The 14831-nt window shown below is 70.1% G+C and carries 18 protein-coding genes; 11 read left to right on the top strand and 7 right to left on the bottom strand.

Going from position 1 to position 14831, the window contains the following annotated elements:
- Positions 1-15: 15 nt before the first annotated feature.
- The 7 genes from QMC84_RS15740 to QMC84_RS15710 form a co-directional block, all read right to left on the bottom strand.
- Positions 16-174 carry a hypothetical protein gene (locus QMC84_RS15740; protein WP_300376252.1) on the bottom strand — a complete coding sequence of 53 codons (159 nt, stop codon included), beginning with the start codon at positions 172-174 and terminating at the stop codon, positions 16-18.
- Positions 175-191: 17 nt separating this feature from the next.
- The gene (locus QMC84_RS15735; RefSeq protein ID WP_300376250.1) at positions 192-425 is read right to left on the bottom strand and encodes a hypothetical protein; all 234 of its coding nucleotides are present in this window, start codon (positions 423-425) and stop codon (positions 192-194) included.
- A 126-nt stretch (positions 426-551) separates the two neighbouring features.
- On the bottom strand, positions 552-1268 hold the full coding sequence (locus QMC84_RS15730; RefSeq protein ID WP_300376248.1) for a hypothetical protein: 717 nt from the start codon (positions 1266-1268) through the stop codon (positions 552-554).
- Entirely contained in the window at positions 1265-1432 is a 168-nt protein-coding gene (locus QMC84_RS15725) for a hypothetical protein (protein ID WP_300376246.1), read from the bottom strand. The genes QMC84_RS15730 and QMC84_RS15725 overlap by 4 nt, the downstream gene beginning before the upstream one ends.
- Before the next feature lie 122 nt (positions 1433-1554).
- Positions 1555-1962 (bottom strand): hypothetical protein, encoded by a 408-nt coding sequence (locus QMC84_RS15720; protein ID WP_300376244.1) that lies wholly within the window; start codon positions 1960-1962, stop codon positions 1555-1557.
- Between the two features lie 227 nt (positions 1963-2189).
- Entirely contained in the window at positions 2190-3479 is a 1290-nt protein-coding gene (locus QMC84_RS15715) for an ATP-binding protein (protein WP_300376242.1), read from the bottom strand.
- A 68-nt stretch (positions 3480-3547) separates the two neighbouring features.
- Positions 3548-3898: a hypothetical protein gene (locus QMC84_RS15710; protein WP_300376240.1), complete on the bottom strand. Its 351-nt coding sequence runs from the start codon at positions 3896-3898 to the stop codon at positions 3548-3550.
- A gap of 239 nt (positions 3899-4137) precedes the next feature.
- On the opposite strand from QMC84_RS15710, the gene QMC84_RS15705 reads away from it, so the two are divergent.
- The 11 genes from QMC84_RS15705 to QMC84_RS15655 all read left to right on the top strand — a co-directional run bounded on the left by QMC84_RS15705 (position 4138) and on the right by QMC84_RS15655 (position 14733).
- Complete coding sequence (locus QMC84_RS15705; protein WP_300376238.1) at positions 4138-4596, top strand: helix-turn-helix transcriptional regulator; 459 nt, start codon at positions 4138-4140, stop codon at positions 4594-4596.
- A 302-nt stretch (positions 4597-4898) separates the two neighbouring features.
- Entirely contained in the window at positions 4899-5606 is a 708-nt protein-coding gene (locus QMC84_RS15700) for an SAF domain-containing protein (RefSeq protein WP_300376236.1), read from the top strand.
- A gap of 3 nt (positions 5607-5609) precedes the next feature.
- Positions 5610-6452, top strand: a complete 843-nt coding sequence (locus tag QMC84_RS15695) for a hypothetical protein (RefSeq protein ID WP_300376234.1) — start codon at positions 5610-5612, stop codon at positions 6450-6452.
- Positions 6449-8128 carry a CpaF/VirB11 family protein gene (locus tag QMC84_RS15690; protein WP_300376232.1) on the top strand — a complete coding sequence of 560 codons (1680 nt, stop codon included), beginning with the start codon at positions 6449-6451 and terminating at the stop codon, positions 8126-8128. Before QMC84_RS15695 ends, QMC84_RS15690 begins: the two co-directional genes overlap by 4 nt.
- Entirely contained in the window at positions 8125-9030 is a 906-nt protein-coding gene (locus QMC84_RS15685) for a type II secretion system F family protein (protein WP_300376230.1), read from the top strand. The genes QMC84_RS15690 and QMC84_RS15685 overlap by 4 nt, the downstream gene beginning before the upstream one ends.
- The gene (locus QMC84_RS15680) at positions 9027-9941 is read left to right on the top strand and encodes a type II secretion system F family protein (protein WP_300376228.1); all 915 of its coding nucleotides are present in this window, start codon (positions 9027-9029) and stop codon (positions 9939-9941) included. Before QMC84_RS15685 ends, QMC84_RS15680 begins: the two co-directional genes overlap by 4 nt.
- A 58-nt stretch (positions 9942-9999) precedes the next feature.
- On the top strand, positions 10000-10203 hold the full coding sequence (locus QMC84_RS15675; protein ID WP_300376226.1) for a hypothetical protein: 204 nt from the start codon (positions 10000-10002) through the stop codon (positions 10201-10203).
- A 6-nt stretch (positions 10204-10209) separates the two neighbouring features.
- Entirely contained in the window at positions 10210-10599 is a 390-nt protein-coding gene (locus tag QMC84_RS15670; protein ID WP_300376224.1) for a TadE family protein, read from the top strand.
- Positions 10596-11048, top strand: a complete 453-nt coding sequence (locus QMC84_RS15665) for a TadE/TadG family type IV pilus assembly protein (RefSeq protein ID WP_300376222.1) — start codon at positions 10596-10598, stop codon at positions 11046-11048. The genes QMC84_RS15670 and QMC84_RS15665 overlap by 4 nt, the downstream gene beginning before the upstream one ends.
- Positions 11045-11485 (top strand): TadE/TadG family type IV pilus assembly protein, encoded by a 441-nt coding sequence (locus QMC84_RS15660; RefSeq protein ID WP_300376220.1) that lies wholly within the window; start codon positions 11045-11047, stop codon positions 11483-11485. Before QMC84_RS15665 ends, QMC84_RS15660 begins: the two co-directional genes overlap by 4 nt.
- Positions 11482-14733: a LysM peptidoglycan-binding domain-containing protein gene (locus QMC84_RS15655; protein ID WP_300376218.1), complete on the top strand. Its 3252-nt coding sequence runs from the start codon at positions 11482-11484 to the stop codon at positions 14731-14733. Before QMC84_RS15660 ends, QMC84_RS15655 begins: the two co-directional genes overlap by 4 nt.
- Positions 14734-14831 lie beyond the last annotated feature (98 nt).

Below are 14831 nucleotides of genomic sequence, written 5' to 3'. Positions count from 1 at the left end.
GGGCAGTCCACGCGCCTAGTCGTCGTCCTGGAAGCCGGACGTGGAGTGGTGGACGCAGCCGTCTCCTACGTGCGGTTTGTGGTTCATGCACGGCAGCGGGCCGAGCTTGTGCGAGCAGTCGACCCATCGCGCGGTCGACTGGCTGGGGGCGGCCGGGGTGATCGGGGCAGCCATCGCTGACACCTCCTGGCCTATCGGCGCGGGCCGCGGCGGCGGCCGAGCTGGGGGCGCTGGTAGGCGGCGGTGTCGGTGTGGTCGTGCTGCCGGCCCGATCGTTGGACCTGCGCGATCTCGGCGTCGGGGGAGGGACCGGTGTCGGCGGCCGCGGCCTGCGCGGCGGCTTCCTCGGTGGCCCGGATCTCCTCGGCGCGCTGGCGGGCCTCTTCCTCAAGTGCTGCTTCCTCGCGAGCGGCGTAGTCGCTCATGGTGACTCCCAGTGGATCCCACGGACCGGCACCGGATGCGCCAGTCCTCCTGGTCTCCTAAGTCCGACCCAGGGGTGGGGGCGATCACCTGGTGGTCAGCAGTTGCCCCAGCGTCCGGCTCCCGCCCTACCGAGCTGGGGACCCGGCGGCCGGGGCGGCGGCGCTGGTAACCGGGTCCCGGCCGTGCTCGGACATCCGGCGGCGGGCGTTGTCGGAGATCTCGGCGGCGATGGCGGCCGACTGCCGGGCGCTGGTCGCAGCGTGGTCGACGACGTCCCCGAGGAAGCGAACGTCCTCATCCGCGCGGCCGAGCTCCTTGCCGGCAGTGCGGATGCTGCGGTCCAGGGTGACCGGTTCGAGCAGCGCCGGCGTAGTGACGTCCTGGCTGGCCCGGCGCGCGCGGTCGACGTGCTGGGCGGCGAGCTGCGCCACCGGCTTGGCGAGCGTGACCATCTCGCCGACGATTGCAATGCGTGGCTTGAGCTGCGCGACGTCGCCCGCGACGACGGGATCGGAGGTGTCCGCCAGGTCGAGGAAGCCGCGGGCCTCGATGAGCGACTCCGAAGCGCGGTTGAGGTGCCCGAGTAGCTCGCGGGTCAGCTCCGGTATGTCGTTGCAGCGGGTCTGGAGTCGACCCAGGTGCTCGCCAGCCGCCTCGAGGTAGAAGTCACCGCGGTCGGTGAGTCTCGCCTTGGCTGAGTCGAGCTCGGCGTCGTCGAGCACGCGGAGCGCGGAGGTGACCGTGGTCTGGAGCTCCTCGACCACCCGTCGGGCGCGGCCCACGGCCTGCTCGGCGACGAAGACGGCGTCGGCCGCGCGCAGCGTGGTGTCGGTGGCGGTCATGCCGATTCACCGCCTCCCGCGTCGGGCGGGGGCGTGCGACTCGTTGGTGGCAGGACCACGTGCAGCCGGTCGAGCGAGGCCAGGGCCTGCTCGAGGTGGGCACGGACCTCCTGGACAGGGTCACGGTCGGGCGCACCGCTGGGTGCATCGGTGGGCTTGCTCACGGACAGCTCCTTGGTGGACTGGGGACATGTCTCAGTCACCAAAGGAAGACCGCTCCGCCCGGGCGATCACCCGGTGGGAAGAAATCTGGATCCGGGCCGGGCTTACGACCGCTGTCGCAGGGTCAGGGCTTGTCCCACGTCATCGACTCCTGGCCGTCGGCGACGCCCTGGCTGATGATGTGGGCGGTGGCGTTGCGGGCGGCGTTGAGGTGCTTGTGGACGTCGACCGCGAGGCCGCGCGCCTCCTCCAGATGGAGTCGCGCGACGCCGATCGCCATGGACGGAACGGATTCGTCGGTCATCGAGTCCATGCTGAGCACCTGGTTGGCCAGTGCTTGCTCAAGCGTGTTGGACAGTTGCGAGAACGCCTGGGGGAGCGCGGCCGCGATGTCGGCGAACTCGGCGAGCTGGTCAGACGTCTCGGCCGGGATCTGGTCCCGCTCCCACATCGTGATCCGGTTGAAGCCGTAGACGTGTTCGCGGGCCGCATTCGCGTGCCCCGTTGCATCGCGCCTGTCAGTGTCGTCCACCAGCTGCTCCTTCGGTCCGATGGGGTCAATGCGTCGAGTCTCGCTGATCGCGCCGGCCTTCGCCTGGCGCGAGCGCTCGGCTGTGGATAAACCGGGAAGTGCTTCCCTCCAGGGTCGTCGGGCGGGATCAGCTCGGCGACCTCGCCGGAGTGGCGCGACCAACGGCGCTCGGCGAATGGCATCGCCGACCTCGAGGCGGTTCTGCGTCGCCAAGCTCGCCGTGAGCTCTACGGCCGCGGCGTGTCCTGACCGCCGTCGGAAGCGGGCGGGAGTTCGCGCCGCCGACGGCCGGCACCGAGCCGGCCCGGCGCCAGGTCCGTGGCGTCCGAGGGCGCTCCGGTGGCCAGCGTCTCCCGGATGTAGCGGTCGAAGCCGGGCATGGTGAATCGGAGCTCGCCGTGCCCGACCGGCTCGATGATGCCCTTGTCGATCAGGCGTTCACGGGGAACACCCAGCGCCTGGGTGGGTCGCTCGAGCGCCGCGGCGATCTCCGCGCGCGTCACCGTCGTACTGCCGGCACCCGCCATGACGGCCATGATCTTCTTCTCCAGATCGCTCGCGGCCGCCCAACGTGCGGAGTACATGGTGGTCAGCTGGTCGTCGGCGACCGGAAGCCCGGCGTTCACGTCGTCGATGTCCAGCACAACGCCCTCACGTGATGGACGCGCCGCCTCCCAGGTGGCGTGTGCGAGAACCTGCAGCAGGTAAGGGAAGCCCTGGGCCTCCGCCACGACCGCTTGCAGGGCCTGGGAGGTCCAGTGAACTCCCAGGTCGTCCGCGGGCTCGGCCACCGCCGTCTCCGCAGCCGCGGGTTGAAGTCGTGGAAGGGTGAGGAAGGTGCTTCGCTCCCCGAAGGTTGCCGCCTTGACCAGGGCAGCGGGCGCCGAGGGCAGCCCGGCGCCGATCACGGCGAAGGGGTTGTCCTCCCGCTTCCCGGCTAGGTTCTGCATCGCATTGAGCAGGACCGCGAGGTCGTCGCGCGCAGCGGCGTGCAGCTCGTCGACGAAGACGACGAGGCCCGCGCCGCCGCGGCCGCGCACCTGCCTACTCGTCTCGTGCAGGAGGTCCTCGAGGGCTGAGATCCGGGCGCCTCGCGGCGCGTCGCCTTCGGAGCGGTCCGCCGACGCCGAGGCGCTCACCTTCACGACGCTGGGCACGCCGATCTCCACGCCGATTCGCTCCAGGCGGAGACCCCACCGTCCCTTCTCGGCGCGGGACAGGATGTCGGCAGTCTCGATCGCTTTCCCGATCCGGCTGACCAGGTCCGGCAAGAACGGGGCGCTGCGTCGACAGGAGACCCAGGCGGTGATGAATCCGTGCCCCTCAGCGTCGCGCTGTGCCTCGCGCAGGAGCGAGGTCTTCCCAACACCACGCGGGCCCTGAAAGACCAGGAGCGGACCACCCATCTCGCCGTAGGTTCCGATCCGGCTCAGGTAGCCGCGAATGCGGTTCTGCTGCTCATCCCGGCCGGCCAGCACCCGAGGCAGCTCGCCCGGAGAGTAGGGGTTCGGCAACATCAGGATCTCCCATACATCTTGTTACACGTCAGCCATGTGTAACGACCTGTATGCCCGCGGCGCGCTGCTCAACGGGTGATGCCGTTGCCGGGCGCGTCGGCCGCGCCGCCGGCGAGCGGTGCACGGGCCGTGAGACGACGGCGGGCCGCGCCGTCCGGACTCTCGGCCGCGGGACCGACCTCTTCGACGTCGCGACTGGGACCGCTATCTCGCACCGGCGGACGGGCGGCCTCGCTGAGAGATTCGGCCAGGTCCTCGACGTCGGCCTCCAGAACATGCTCAAGGAGGTCGGCGATGCTCGTCGGGGAGCCGTCGCACTCGGCCGCCAGGGAGGCGGCCAGATGGTCGAGCGCGGCGTTGCCGAGCGCAGTGAAAATGACGACACCGGGACCCGGGTTCTCAGTTGGGGCTGTGCTCATGGTCCACCTCGCTTCCTGGTCACCTAAGTCAGGCACGAGGTTGGGAGCGATCAACAGCGGCCGAAGCTCCCTCGTGCAGGGTTGGCGTACAGCGTGAACAAGCAAACTTCGTAGCGTGGTGCCTTGGGTGGTAGGGGGTGCGTGCGAGCAACCGTCGTCAGCGGGTTCGAACTGGCCGTGCTCTGTGTGCGGACCTTGACGAGGATCGACGAGGGCCTGGGAGATAGTGTTCGGCGGCGATGGTTTCCGGAGTCGATCCCTCAGCATTGCGGGCTGCCCGAGAGAAGGCGGGTCTGACCCAGCACGAGCTGGCGCGACTCGTCGGCGCAGCTGGGGGAGAGCGCGTCTCACGCTGGGAACTCGCTACCTCGGTGCCGCGGCCCGACTTCCTGGTGAAGCTCGCTCGCGCCCTCGACATCCCGGCGCTCCGGCTGATCCACCTTGATGGCGAGGTCCCCGATCTGAGGGCGCTGCGCCTGCAGGCTGGCTTGACCGTGCCCGAGCTCGTCGCCCCGACGAATCTGTCGGCACCGACGTACTACTCCTGGGAGCAAGGTCGATGGACCCGGCTGCCCGGGCCCTCCACGCTCGAGGCACTCGGGCGCGTTCTCCATGAGCCGGCCGACGTCGTCGCGGTGGCGTTCAATGAAGCGCAGCGCCTACGCCGGCGGCGGCAGGGCCGGACCAAGCCTAGGTAGCTGAGTACCTGCACGGATGATGCCGCTGGACGGGCGGGGCAGAATCGGCGCGGGAGAAACCCGGACGAATGTGGTCTCATGGATCTGCACGTTCGGCCGCGCTGACGCTCAGTTCCATCGGGGGAGCTGGGCCGCGACCTCTCCTGCAGAGGACTCTGGCGATGACTTCTCGGATTCCGCCCCTGTGGAGAAACCGGGACTCGATAAGACTGCACTAGTGTGTTCCTATGGAATTGGGTCATGGTGATCGCCCCGGCCCGTCTTGACACATAGGTGATCGAGAGACGAGAGGACTCGGACTGATGTCGCTGGACACCACCTCACAGACCGCAGCTGGAGGCCCGCCGCCGCCGAGCGGCCCGGCGCCGGCTGCCCCGAAGGAAACGGTCGGTCGCGAGCAGGCCACGGCCCGGGCGAAGAAACGTCGTCGGCCGTTGGTGTTCGCGATCTGCGCGGTACTGGTCGCCGCCGGAGCGCTTGGCGCCGCGTTTGCCTACACCTCGGTCAGCGACACCCAGGAGGTCCTCGTCGTGAACCGGGACATCGCGCGAGGAGAGACCATCGAGCCGGGGGACCTCACGGTCGTTCGCGTGAGCATCGACCCCGCGCTCACGCCGATCAGCGGCATTCAGAAGTCGAGCATCGAGGGCAGCCGCGCGGCCGTCGACTTGTGGGCCGGCACGCTGCTCTCCGAGCAACAGGTCACCGACAACCTTGTGCCGGGAGAGGGGGAGTCCCTGGTCGGCATCAGCCTCACGCCGGCTCAGATGCCCTCAGAGCCCCTGTACTCCGGCGACACCGTCCGAATCGTCACCACCCCCGGCGACCAGGGCGAGGTCACCGAGCAGACGCCCGTCACGATCGAGGCCACCGTGGTTGGTGTCAGCCGCGTGGAGGAGACGGGGGAGACCGTCGTCAACGTCTCGGTCCCGAAGGAGAAGTCGGCCGACCTCGCAGCGCGCGCCGCCACCGGCCGCGTCGCGCTCGTCCTCGACACCCGGGAGCGCTGAGCCATGGCGCTGATCGTCTTGGCCTCCGCGAGTGGATCTCCAGGCGTCACCACCACGGCGCTCGCATTCACCCTGAACTGGCACCGGCCCGTACTCCTGGTCGACGCCTCGCCGGACGGAGCCTCGGGCGTCTTCGCTGGCTACTTCCGCGGCGCCCAGGAGCCCACCGGCGGCCTGATCAACCTCGCCCTCGCGCAGCGCGACGGCACTCTGGTCGAGGCCCTCCCGCGCGAGACCCTCATCCTCGACCCGGACGCCACGGCTGAGAAGTCGGCGTGGTTTCTGCCCGGCATCCGCTCCCACGAACAGGCCCCCAGCATGCTGCCGCTCTGGGAGCCCCTCGCCGAGCAGCTGCGGGCACTGCACCGCAACGGCCAAGACGTCATCGTCGACGCCGGCCGTCTCGGCCTGGTCGGCTGGCCTCAACCGCTGATCGCCGCCTCCGACCTGACACTGCTGGTCACCCGGAACTCGCTGCCGGCGCTGGCGGGCGTCAGGTCCTGGGCCAACGCGCTGCGCGACCAGTTCGCCACCGTGGGTGGTCTCTCCCGGCTGGGTGCCCTCCTCGTCGATGAGGACGGACGCTGGCCCACGGTGCCGACGGTCGTGCCCCGAGTCCGGCCCTACGCCGCCCGCCAGATCGCCAAGGCCCTCCAGATCCCCGTGGTCGCCTCGGTCGACTGGGACCCCGAGGTCGCGGAGGTCTACTCCCACGGCGCCCGCAAGCCCCGCAAGTTCGAGTCCTCCGGCTTGCTGCGCAGCTACCGGGCCGGCTCGGCATCCATTCACTCCATCCTCGCCACCAACCAGGCTGCACTCGCCCCCACGATTGGAGGCCGCGCGTGAGCACCAACGGACACCAGCCCGCCGGCGAGCCGCTCAGCGCCGAAGAGTGGCTCGCTGCACGGCACGCCGATCGCGACCAGCGCTCCCCCTTCGCGCGTACCAGCAACGGCGCCCACGCCGCGCCGCCGCCCGCCAACCCGATCGCAGAGGACGACGACCCGAGCTCCCTGCCGATGTTCAGCGGCGCCTGGGCCAGCGACGACGACCGGCCGGGGCGGACCCGATCCGAGTTCTCCCTGCGCCCGCTCGTGCCCAGCGACCCCGTCAACGAGTCGTACGTCGACCACACCAACCCCGACCAGACCCGCGACGCCGTCCTGGACTGGGACCTGATCGCGCAGTACCGCGCCGAGATTTCCACCCGCCTGACTGCCCGACTGGACAAGGAAGGCGGCCGGATCACCGAGGAGGACCGCCGGCAGAAGGGCATCGAGGTCATCGAGGAGCTAGTCAAGGCCGAGGCCGAGAGCCTCGTCTCCACCGGCCGCCGCCCGTGGACAACAGAGGAGGAGAAGGCTCTCAAGAGGGCCCTCGAGGCCGCCCTGTTCGGCCTGGGCCGGCTCCAGCCGCTGGTCGATAAGTCCGACGTCGAGAACATCATCATCATCGCCTCGGGGCCCGACTGCTCGGTGTGGCTGGAGAAGACCGACGGCACCGTGGTCACGGCACCTCCCGTCGCCGACTCCGAGGATGAGCTGCGCGAGTTCCTCACCGATCTCGGAGCCCGCCAGAACCGCCCCTTCACCGAGGCCAGGCCCAGCCTTCACCTGCGCCTGCCGGGCGGCGCCCGCCTGGCCGCCGCCTCGTGGGTCACCGCCAACACCTCGGTCGTCATCCGGCGCCACGGCCTGCGCACGGTCTCCTTGGACGAGATGGTCTACGACCGCAAGGCGTGCGGACCCGTGCTGGCCGACTTCCTTGCCGCCTGCGTCCGGGCCGGCAAGAGCATTGTCGTCTCCGGGGTCCAGGGCAGCGGCAAGACCACCTGGGTCCGAGCGCTGTGCTCGTGTATCCCGCCCTGGGAGATGATCGGCACCTTCGAGACCGAGTTCGAGCTGTACCTGCACGAGCTCCGCGACCGGCACCGCATCGTCCACGCCTGGGAGCACCGGCCCGGCTCCGGCGAGATTGGCGTCGACGGCCGCCGGGCCGGCGAATTCACACTCCAAGAGGCCCTCCACGACTCCTTCCGGTTCACCCTCGCCCGCCAGATCGTCGGCGAGGTCCGCGGCCCCGAGGTGTGGGACATGCTCAAGGCCATGGAGTCCGGCCCGGGCTCGATCTGCACCACCCACGCCCGCAGCGCCGACCACACCATCGAGAAGCTCGTCTCCTGCGCCATGGAGAAGGGCCCCCAGGTCACCCGCGAGCTCGCGATCAGCAAGCTCGCTGCCGCCGTCGACGTCGTGGTGTACCTGCGCGCCGACGTCACCGACAACGGTGACGGAACCTCCCGGAAGCGGCGCTGGGTCGAGGAGGTCCTGGTCGTCGATCCCAGCGCCGACGCCGTCAGAGGCTACGCGACCGCGCCAGTCTTCGCCCCCAACCGGCTCGGGCCGGCCACCGCCACCGGCAAGCTGGACAACCACCTCGCCCAAGAGCTGGCCCGCCACGGATTCGACCTCGAGGCCTACACCACTGAGGCCAAGGCCTACGAGGGGGTGGCCACGACATGACCCCGCTCGTGCCCGCGGTCTGCGGCGCTCTGGTCGTCGCCGGCCTGATCGGCATGGTCTACGCCCTGCGGCCGGCACCACCCAAGCCGCCCCGGCCCGCGCGCACCGTCACCCCGTTCGGGCGGCTGGGCAGCCGCATCAACCAGCTCAGCCCACGCACCCGCAAGCTCATCGTCGCCGGCGCCGTTACCGGCCTGCTGGTCGCACTGGTGACCGGCTGGGTGATCGCGATCGTGCTCGTCCCGGCCGCCATCATCGGCATCCCGCTGCTGCTCTCCCCGCCGCCGGCGGCCGCGAGCATCGAGAAGCTCGAAGCGCTCGAGGAGTGGACGCGGTCGCTGGCGGGCAAGCTCACGGCCGGCCAGTCGCTGCGCTCGGCGCTCATCAAGTCGCTGCAGTCGGTGCCCGCGCCGATCGAGGACGAGGTCGGGCTGATGGTGTCGCGGCTGTGGAACGGCACCGGCACCACCGAGGACGTGCTGCGCGCGTTCGCTGAGGACCTCAACGACTCCACCGGCGACGTCGTCGCCAGCCAGCTCATCCTGGCCGCCAGCGGTCGCGGACAGGCCGGCCTGGCCAAGGCCCTCGATGCGCTCGCCGAGACCGTGGCCTCCGACGTGCGGGCCCGCCGCCAGATCGAGGCTGACCAAGCCAAGCCGCGCACCACCGCGCGCACCGTCACAGTGATCACCCTCGGCGTCCTCGGCCTGCTCGCCTTCACCGGTGACTACATCGAGCCCTACGGCAGCCCGCTGGGGCAGGTCATCCTCGCGGTCCTCCTCAGCGCCTACGTGGCCACGCTGCTGATGATGCGGCGGATGGCGGTCGCCAAGCCGCTCCCGCGGTTCCTCGACCTCCAGGCGCGCAACGCACAGCGTCAGAACGAAGGAGCACCGGCATGACCGGCCTCCAGCTCGCGCTCGCCAGCGGCACGCTCATCGGCCTGGCCTTCGCCATCCTCGTCTGGAGACTGGCGCCCTCCGACCCGGATCTGGTCGACGCACTGGACCGTCTCTCACCCGACCACGTCGTCCCCCGCCGCGGCGCCGGCGCCCCGGACGCCGAGGACACTGAGGCAGGCTCCCTGGTCGATCGGATTGGGGTGTGGGCGCTGCAGAACCTGCCCGGCGGTGCCTGGGCACACACTCCGCGCAAGGACCTCGCCATCTTGCAGATCAGCGAGACCCGGTTCTACGGGGAGAAGGTGGTCTGGGCGCTGCTCGGCCTGGTCATGCCGCCGCTGCTTGCCTCGTTCTTCGGCCTGATCGGTCTGCCGCTCCCGTTCGTCATCCCCACCTTCGGGTCACTGGCCCTGGCGGCGCTGTTCTGGTTCATGCCGAACTACAACGCCACAGACGATGCGAAGAAGGCCCGCATCGAGTTCAACCGCGCGCTCGGCGCCTACATCGACATGGTCGCCACCGGCGTCCGAGACGGTGCCAGCGGCCAGCAGGCCCTGCGCGCCGCGGCCGATGTCGGCGACAAGTGGGTGTTCAAGCGGATCGAGAGCGAGCTGCGCCGCGCCCGCTACATGACCCGCGCGCCCTGGGACTCCCTCCACGATCTCGCCGACGAACTCGGGGTCACCGAGCTCGACGACCTCGCCGACATCATGCAGCAATCCGGGCAAGACGGATCCCAGATCTACACCAACCTCCGCGCCCGCGCCGCAGCACTCCGCTCGGCGATGCTCAGCGCAGAGGTCGGCAAGGCCAACGCCGCCTCCGAGCGCATGTACATCCCCGCCAGCCTGCTCGGCGTCGTCTTCATGGCGATCCTCATCGCCCCCTCGATGCTCCGATTGACGACCTAACACCGACCTCAAACAACCGGGTCACCCGAACCCAACCACCAAGAAAGGAACCAACCCGATGCTCAAGCTCTTCATCACCCTCCAGGTGGCGGCACTCACCGTGCTCACCGGCCTGGAAGACCGCATCGTCAAGCACCGCGACGAGCGCGGCTCGGTCACCATCGAGCAGGTCATCTGGGCCGGCGCCGTGATCGTCATCGTCGGCATCGTCGTGGCCGCCATCAAGTTCTTCGTGACCAGCGAGTCCGCGAAGATCAAGTAGGCCCCGATGATCGCCAGCTCTCGCCGCCGCAACGAGCGCGGCTCAGTGACCATCCAGATGGTCTTCCTGATGCCGGCGCTCTTCCTGGTGATGTTCCTTGGCCTCCAGGGCACCCTGTACTACCACGCGCGCGAAGTTGCGCTCGCGGCCGCACAGGAGGGCGCACGCGAGGCGGGCAGCGAGACCGGCACCCGCGACTCAGGGTTGGCGACAGCCAACACCTTCCTCCAGGACGCCGGCGGCACCGACGTGATGACCTCGACCAGCGTTTCGGCATCCCGGACAGCCAACACCGCGACCGTCACGGTCACCGGCAAGAGCCTCAGCGTGATCCCCGGCTGGCACGTCAAGGTCACCCAGAGCGCCAGCGTCCCCGTCGAGAGGCTGACGGAATGATCCGGCGGATTCACGATTCCCGACGACGGCGCCGCGACGAGCGCGGGTCGGCCGCCATCGAGGCCGCGATCGGCATCCCGGCGTTCGGGCTCTTCGTGGCGATGATCATCATGGGCGGCCGCGTCGAGATATCCAAGCAGTCGGTCGAAGCGGCGGCCTACGACGCAGCCCGCGCGGCCTCGATCGAGCGGACCCAGGGCGAGGCAATCTCCGCCGGGAAGACGGCGGCCACCAGCAGCCTGCACGACCAGAGCGTGCACTGCACGAGCACCGACATCACGGTCAACGCCGCGGCGTTCAACGCCCCACTGGGCACCACCGCCCAGGTCACCGCCACCGTGACCTGCCGCGTCGACCTGTCGGACCTAGCCCTGCCCGGCGTACCCGGACACCGGGTCATCACCGCTACGGCCTCCAGCCCCGTCGACGCCTACCGGGAGCGCCGATGAACCGCCATCTGCTTCGCCGTCGGCCGCGTGACGAGCGTGGCGCGATCAGCGTCTGGTTCGCCACCGCGTCACTGGTGATGATCATCCTCGTCGGCATGGTCGTCGACCTCGGCGGCAAGGTCCACACCCAGCAGCACGCCCGCAGTGTGGCCGCCCAGGCCGCCCGCACCGGCGCCCAGGAGGTCCAGGGCTCCACAGCGGTGCGCGGCGAGGACCTCCGGGTCGACATCTTCGCCGCGAAATCCGCCGCCCAGGACTACCTCCGAGCAGCCGGCGTGGAGGGCACCGTCTCCGTCACCGGCGGCGACACCCTGGTGGTCCGCACTACCGACACCTACGACAGCAAGTTCCTCGGGATCATCGGTCTGAACTCGATGCCCGTGACCGGCGAGGCATCCGCGCGGCTCATCCGCGCCGAAGGAGGCATCGAGCGATGAACACCCCCACGCTTCGCCAGCGCCTCACCGGGCTCCTCGCCACGGTGGCCGTGCTCGGCATCGTCATCGGCCTGCCCGCCGCGTTCCTCGCGATCGGCGCCAACCCGATCCCCGCCCAACCTCCCACCCTCGACGGGATCAAGGACGCGCTCCTGGCCCCCGACGACGGCACGCTCGTCCTGGGGCTGTTCAAGGTCGTCGGCTGGCTCGGCTGGGCCTTCATGGTGCTGAGCCTCGCCCTGGAGGCCGTCGCCCAGTTCCGCAGGGTCGAGGCACCCAAGCTCCCCGGCCTGCGCCTCCCGCAGGCCGGCGCCCGAGGCCTCATCGGGCTGGCGGCACTCCTCTTCGTTGCCGCACCCCTCACCGTGCACACCACCACAGCCGCAGCAGAAGCCGCGCCCGCGCATGCCGCCGTTGGGCACCACGCCGCCGGCGTCACCGACCACGCCGCCCCGACCACGCACACGGCAACGGACGTCACGAAGCACGACACCAAGCGGCAGAAGACGATCAGTCACACCGTCAAGCCGGGGGAGAGCCTGTGGGCCATCGCCGACCAGCACCTCGGCGACGGGTCACGCTACAAGGAGATCGTCGAGCTCAACCACGACCTGCTCGGCGCCCGCCCGAGCTTCCTCGAGCCCGGCTGGGTCCTCGAGCTCCCAGCGCCGGCCGGAGCCAACGCCCAGGCCCACCAGTACACCGTGAAGCCCACCGACACCCTCACCGACATCGCCCAAGAGCAGCTCGGCGACGCCGACCGCTACATGGAGATCTACGACGCCTCCACCGCCCTCACCCAGCCTGGCGACGCCCACCTCACCGACCCCGACGTCATCGACGTCGGCTGGACTCTCAACATCCCCGGCGCCCACGCAGAGCCCACCGGACAGCCCGACACGCAACTGCCGCGCGAGGACAAGCCCGACAGGCCCGCGAACCCGAAGGACGAGCAGCAGCCGGTCGACCCGCCGGCCGAGAACGAGACGCCGGTCATCCCGGAGACCGCAGCACCGGAGACCGCTGCGCCCGAGGTCCAGCAGCCGCGGGCCGAAGAACCCTCGTCTCCGGCGGCCGACGTCGACCAGGCCGACGAAGCCGACGACTCCATCCTCGACGCCCCGTGGATCCTCGCCGGTCTCACCGGCGGCGGAGTCCTCCTCTCCGGCGCACTGCTAATGGCCCTCAAGACGCGTCGACGTGGCGGCTTCCGCAACCGCCCGCCGGGCCGCGCGATCGCCGCCCCGCCACCCGAGCTCGCCCCGGTCGAGATGACCCTCAACGCCACCGGCGCCGCGGCCGCCGCCACCGTGGAGTTCACCCACGAGGCCCTCCGTCGCCTCGCCGCGGCCGTTGGAGCCGTCGGTGGGACGATGCCGCCCCTGGCGGCCGTGGAGCTCGGCCACGGCGAGCTGACCCTGCACCTCAGCGCACCAGCCGAACTCCCCGCACCCTGGGCCGGCAGCCCCGACCAGACCCACTGGCACGTCGGCACCGACGTCGACGCCGAGGACCTCGGCCCTGACCCCGGGTACGTCGAGCCGCCCTACCCGCTCCTGGTGACCATCGGCGCCAGCGACACCGGCGAGACCTGGCTCCTCAACTGCGAGGAGCTCTCCACCCTCACCATCAGCGGTGACCCCACCTACGGCCGCGACTTCGCCCGCCACCTCGCCGCCCAGCTGGCCGTCAACCCGTGGTCACGTCGAGTGCAGCTCGACTGCATCGGTGTCGCTGAGGAAACCGTCGCCATGGACGAGCGCATCACCTACTACCCCACGGGAGCGGACGGAACGCCCGCAACCGCGGAGATCCTCGCGGCCGCCGTCAGCACCGTCGACCGGGCCACACGACACGACACCGACGTCTCAACCGCCCGCACCGGCAGCGTCGACGACGACGTCTGGCCGGCACGGATGCTCGTGCTCGACGCCGCGGCCGGCGACCCGGCCGAGCTAGAGCAGTTGCTGCAGCTGGTCAACGACCACGTCGGTCAGTCCGCAACCTCCATCGTCGTCGCCGGCGAACGCCCCAACACCCCGGGCGCCGTCCTGCACATGACGAACACCGGCCGCGTCGTCCTCGAGCACGCCGGCCTCAACCTTATTGCGGTCGGCCTCACCAGTGATGAGGCCCGCGGCTGCGCCCTGGTCTACGCACAGAGCGACACGCTCGAGGACGTTCCGGTTCCCGTCGACGAGACCGCCACCGAAGGCTGGGAGGCCTACACGGACCGCTCAGGCGCACTGCGTCGCGAGCACACCCTGCCCCGCAACACCCCCGAGGACGCCGTCGACGAACCGCTCACGTCCCTCCTCGAGGGCAACGACGAGGACTACATCCGCGAGAGCGCGATCGTGCAGGAGGACCTCAATGCGCTGGCTCCGAAGGTGCCTGCGCACGTCCGCACAGAAGTTGAGAGCTCCGACCCGGCTCTCGACCAGGACATCGCCGATTGGTTCTCGCCCGACTGCGACCGCCCCCGTCTCAGCCTGCTGGGGCAGGTGGCCGTGCGTGCCCACGGCCAGGCGCTGGACAGGCGCAAGCCCTACTTCACCGAACTCCTGGCGTTCATCGCGCTGCGCCGCCAGCACGGCGCCACCAGGGAGGCGATCAGTGCTGCGTTCGGCATCTCGGCCGGCAAGGCACGCGACTACACCAACACCGTGCGCGACTGGCTCGGCACCAACCCACGTACAGGCGAGCCCCACCTGCCCCACGCCGACCAGGCCCCGGCCACCAAGGTCAACGGGGTCAACGTCTACCAGGTCGACGACGGCCTCCTCATCGACCTCGACCTCTTCCTGCGACTTCGTGCCCGTGGGCAGGCCCGCGGCGGCGCCGAGGGACGTGCCGACCTGAGCACAGCCCTCGAGCTCGTTACCGGCCCCCCGTTCAGCAACAAGCGCGACGACGGATGGTCCTGGCTCGCCGACGGTGAGCGGTTCGACCTCATGACACCCGGCTGGATCTCCGACGTCGCACTGATCGTCGTCACCGAGGCCCTCGCCACCGGGGACCTGATCAAGGCCCGCTCGGCTGCCTACGTTGCCAACAAGGCCGACCCCGACGGCGAGAGCACACGGTTGTGCCTGGCCCAAGTCACCAAGGCCGAGGGCGACCAGTTCGAGGCCGAGCGGATCCTGCGCGAAGAGGTCTGCAACCGCTCAGACGACGGCGAGGCGCCCATGGAACTGTCGGAGCGTACGAAGACCATCATCAGTACACACGCCTGGCTTGCGAGCTGATCTCGGGAAGGGAGCACCAGACCAATGACCACGCTCAACCAAGAGCTCACAGGCCGGTACGTCAGCGCCGGCGCAGACAGGCCATCCCTCGATGACCA

Source organism: Nocardioides sp. (assembly GCF_030019515.1).
GTDB lineage: Bacteria > Actinomycetota > Actinomycetes > Propionibacteriales > Nocardioidaceae > Nocardioides.
The sequence above is the reverse complement of the archived record's forward strand: the minus strand, read 5'-3'. Positions and strand labels throughout refer to the sequence as shown.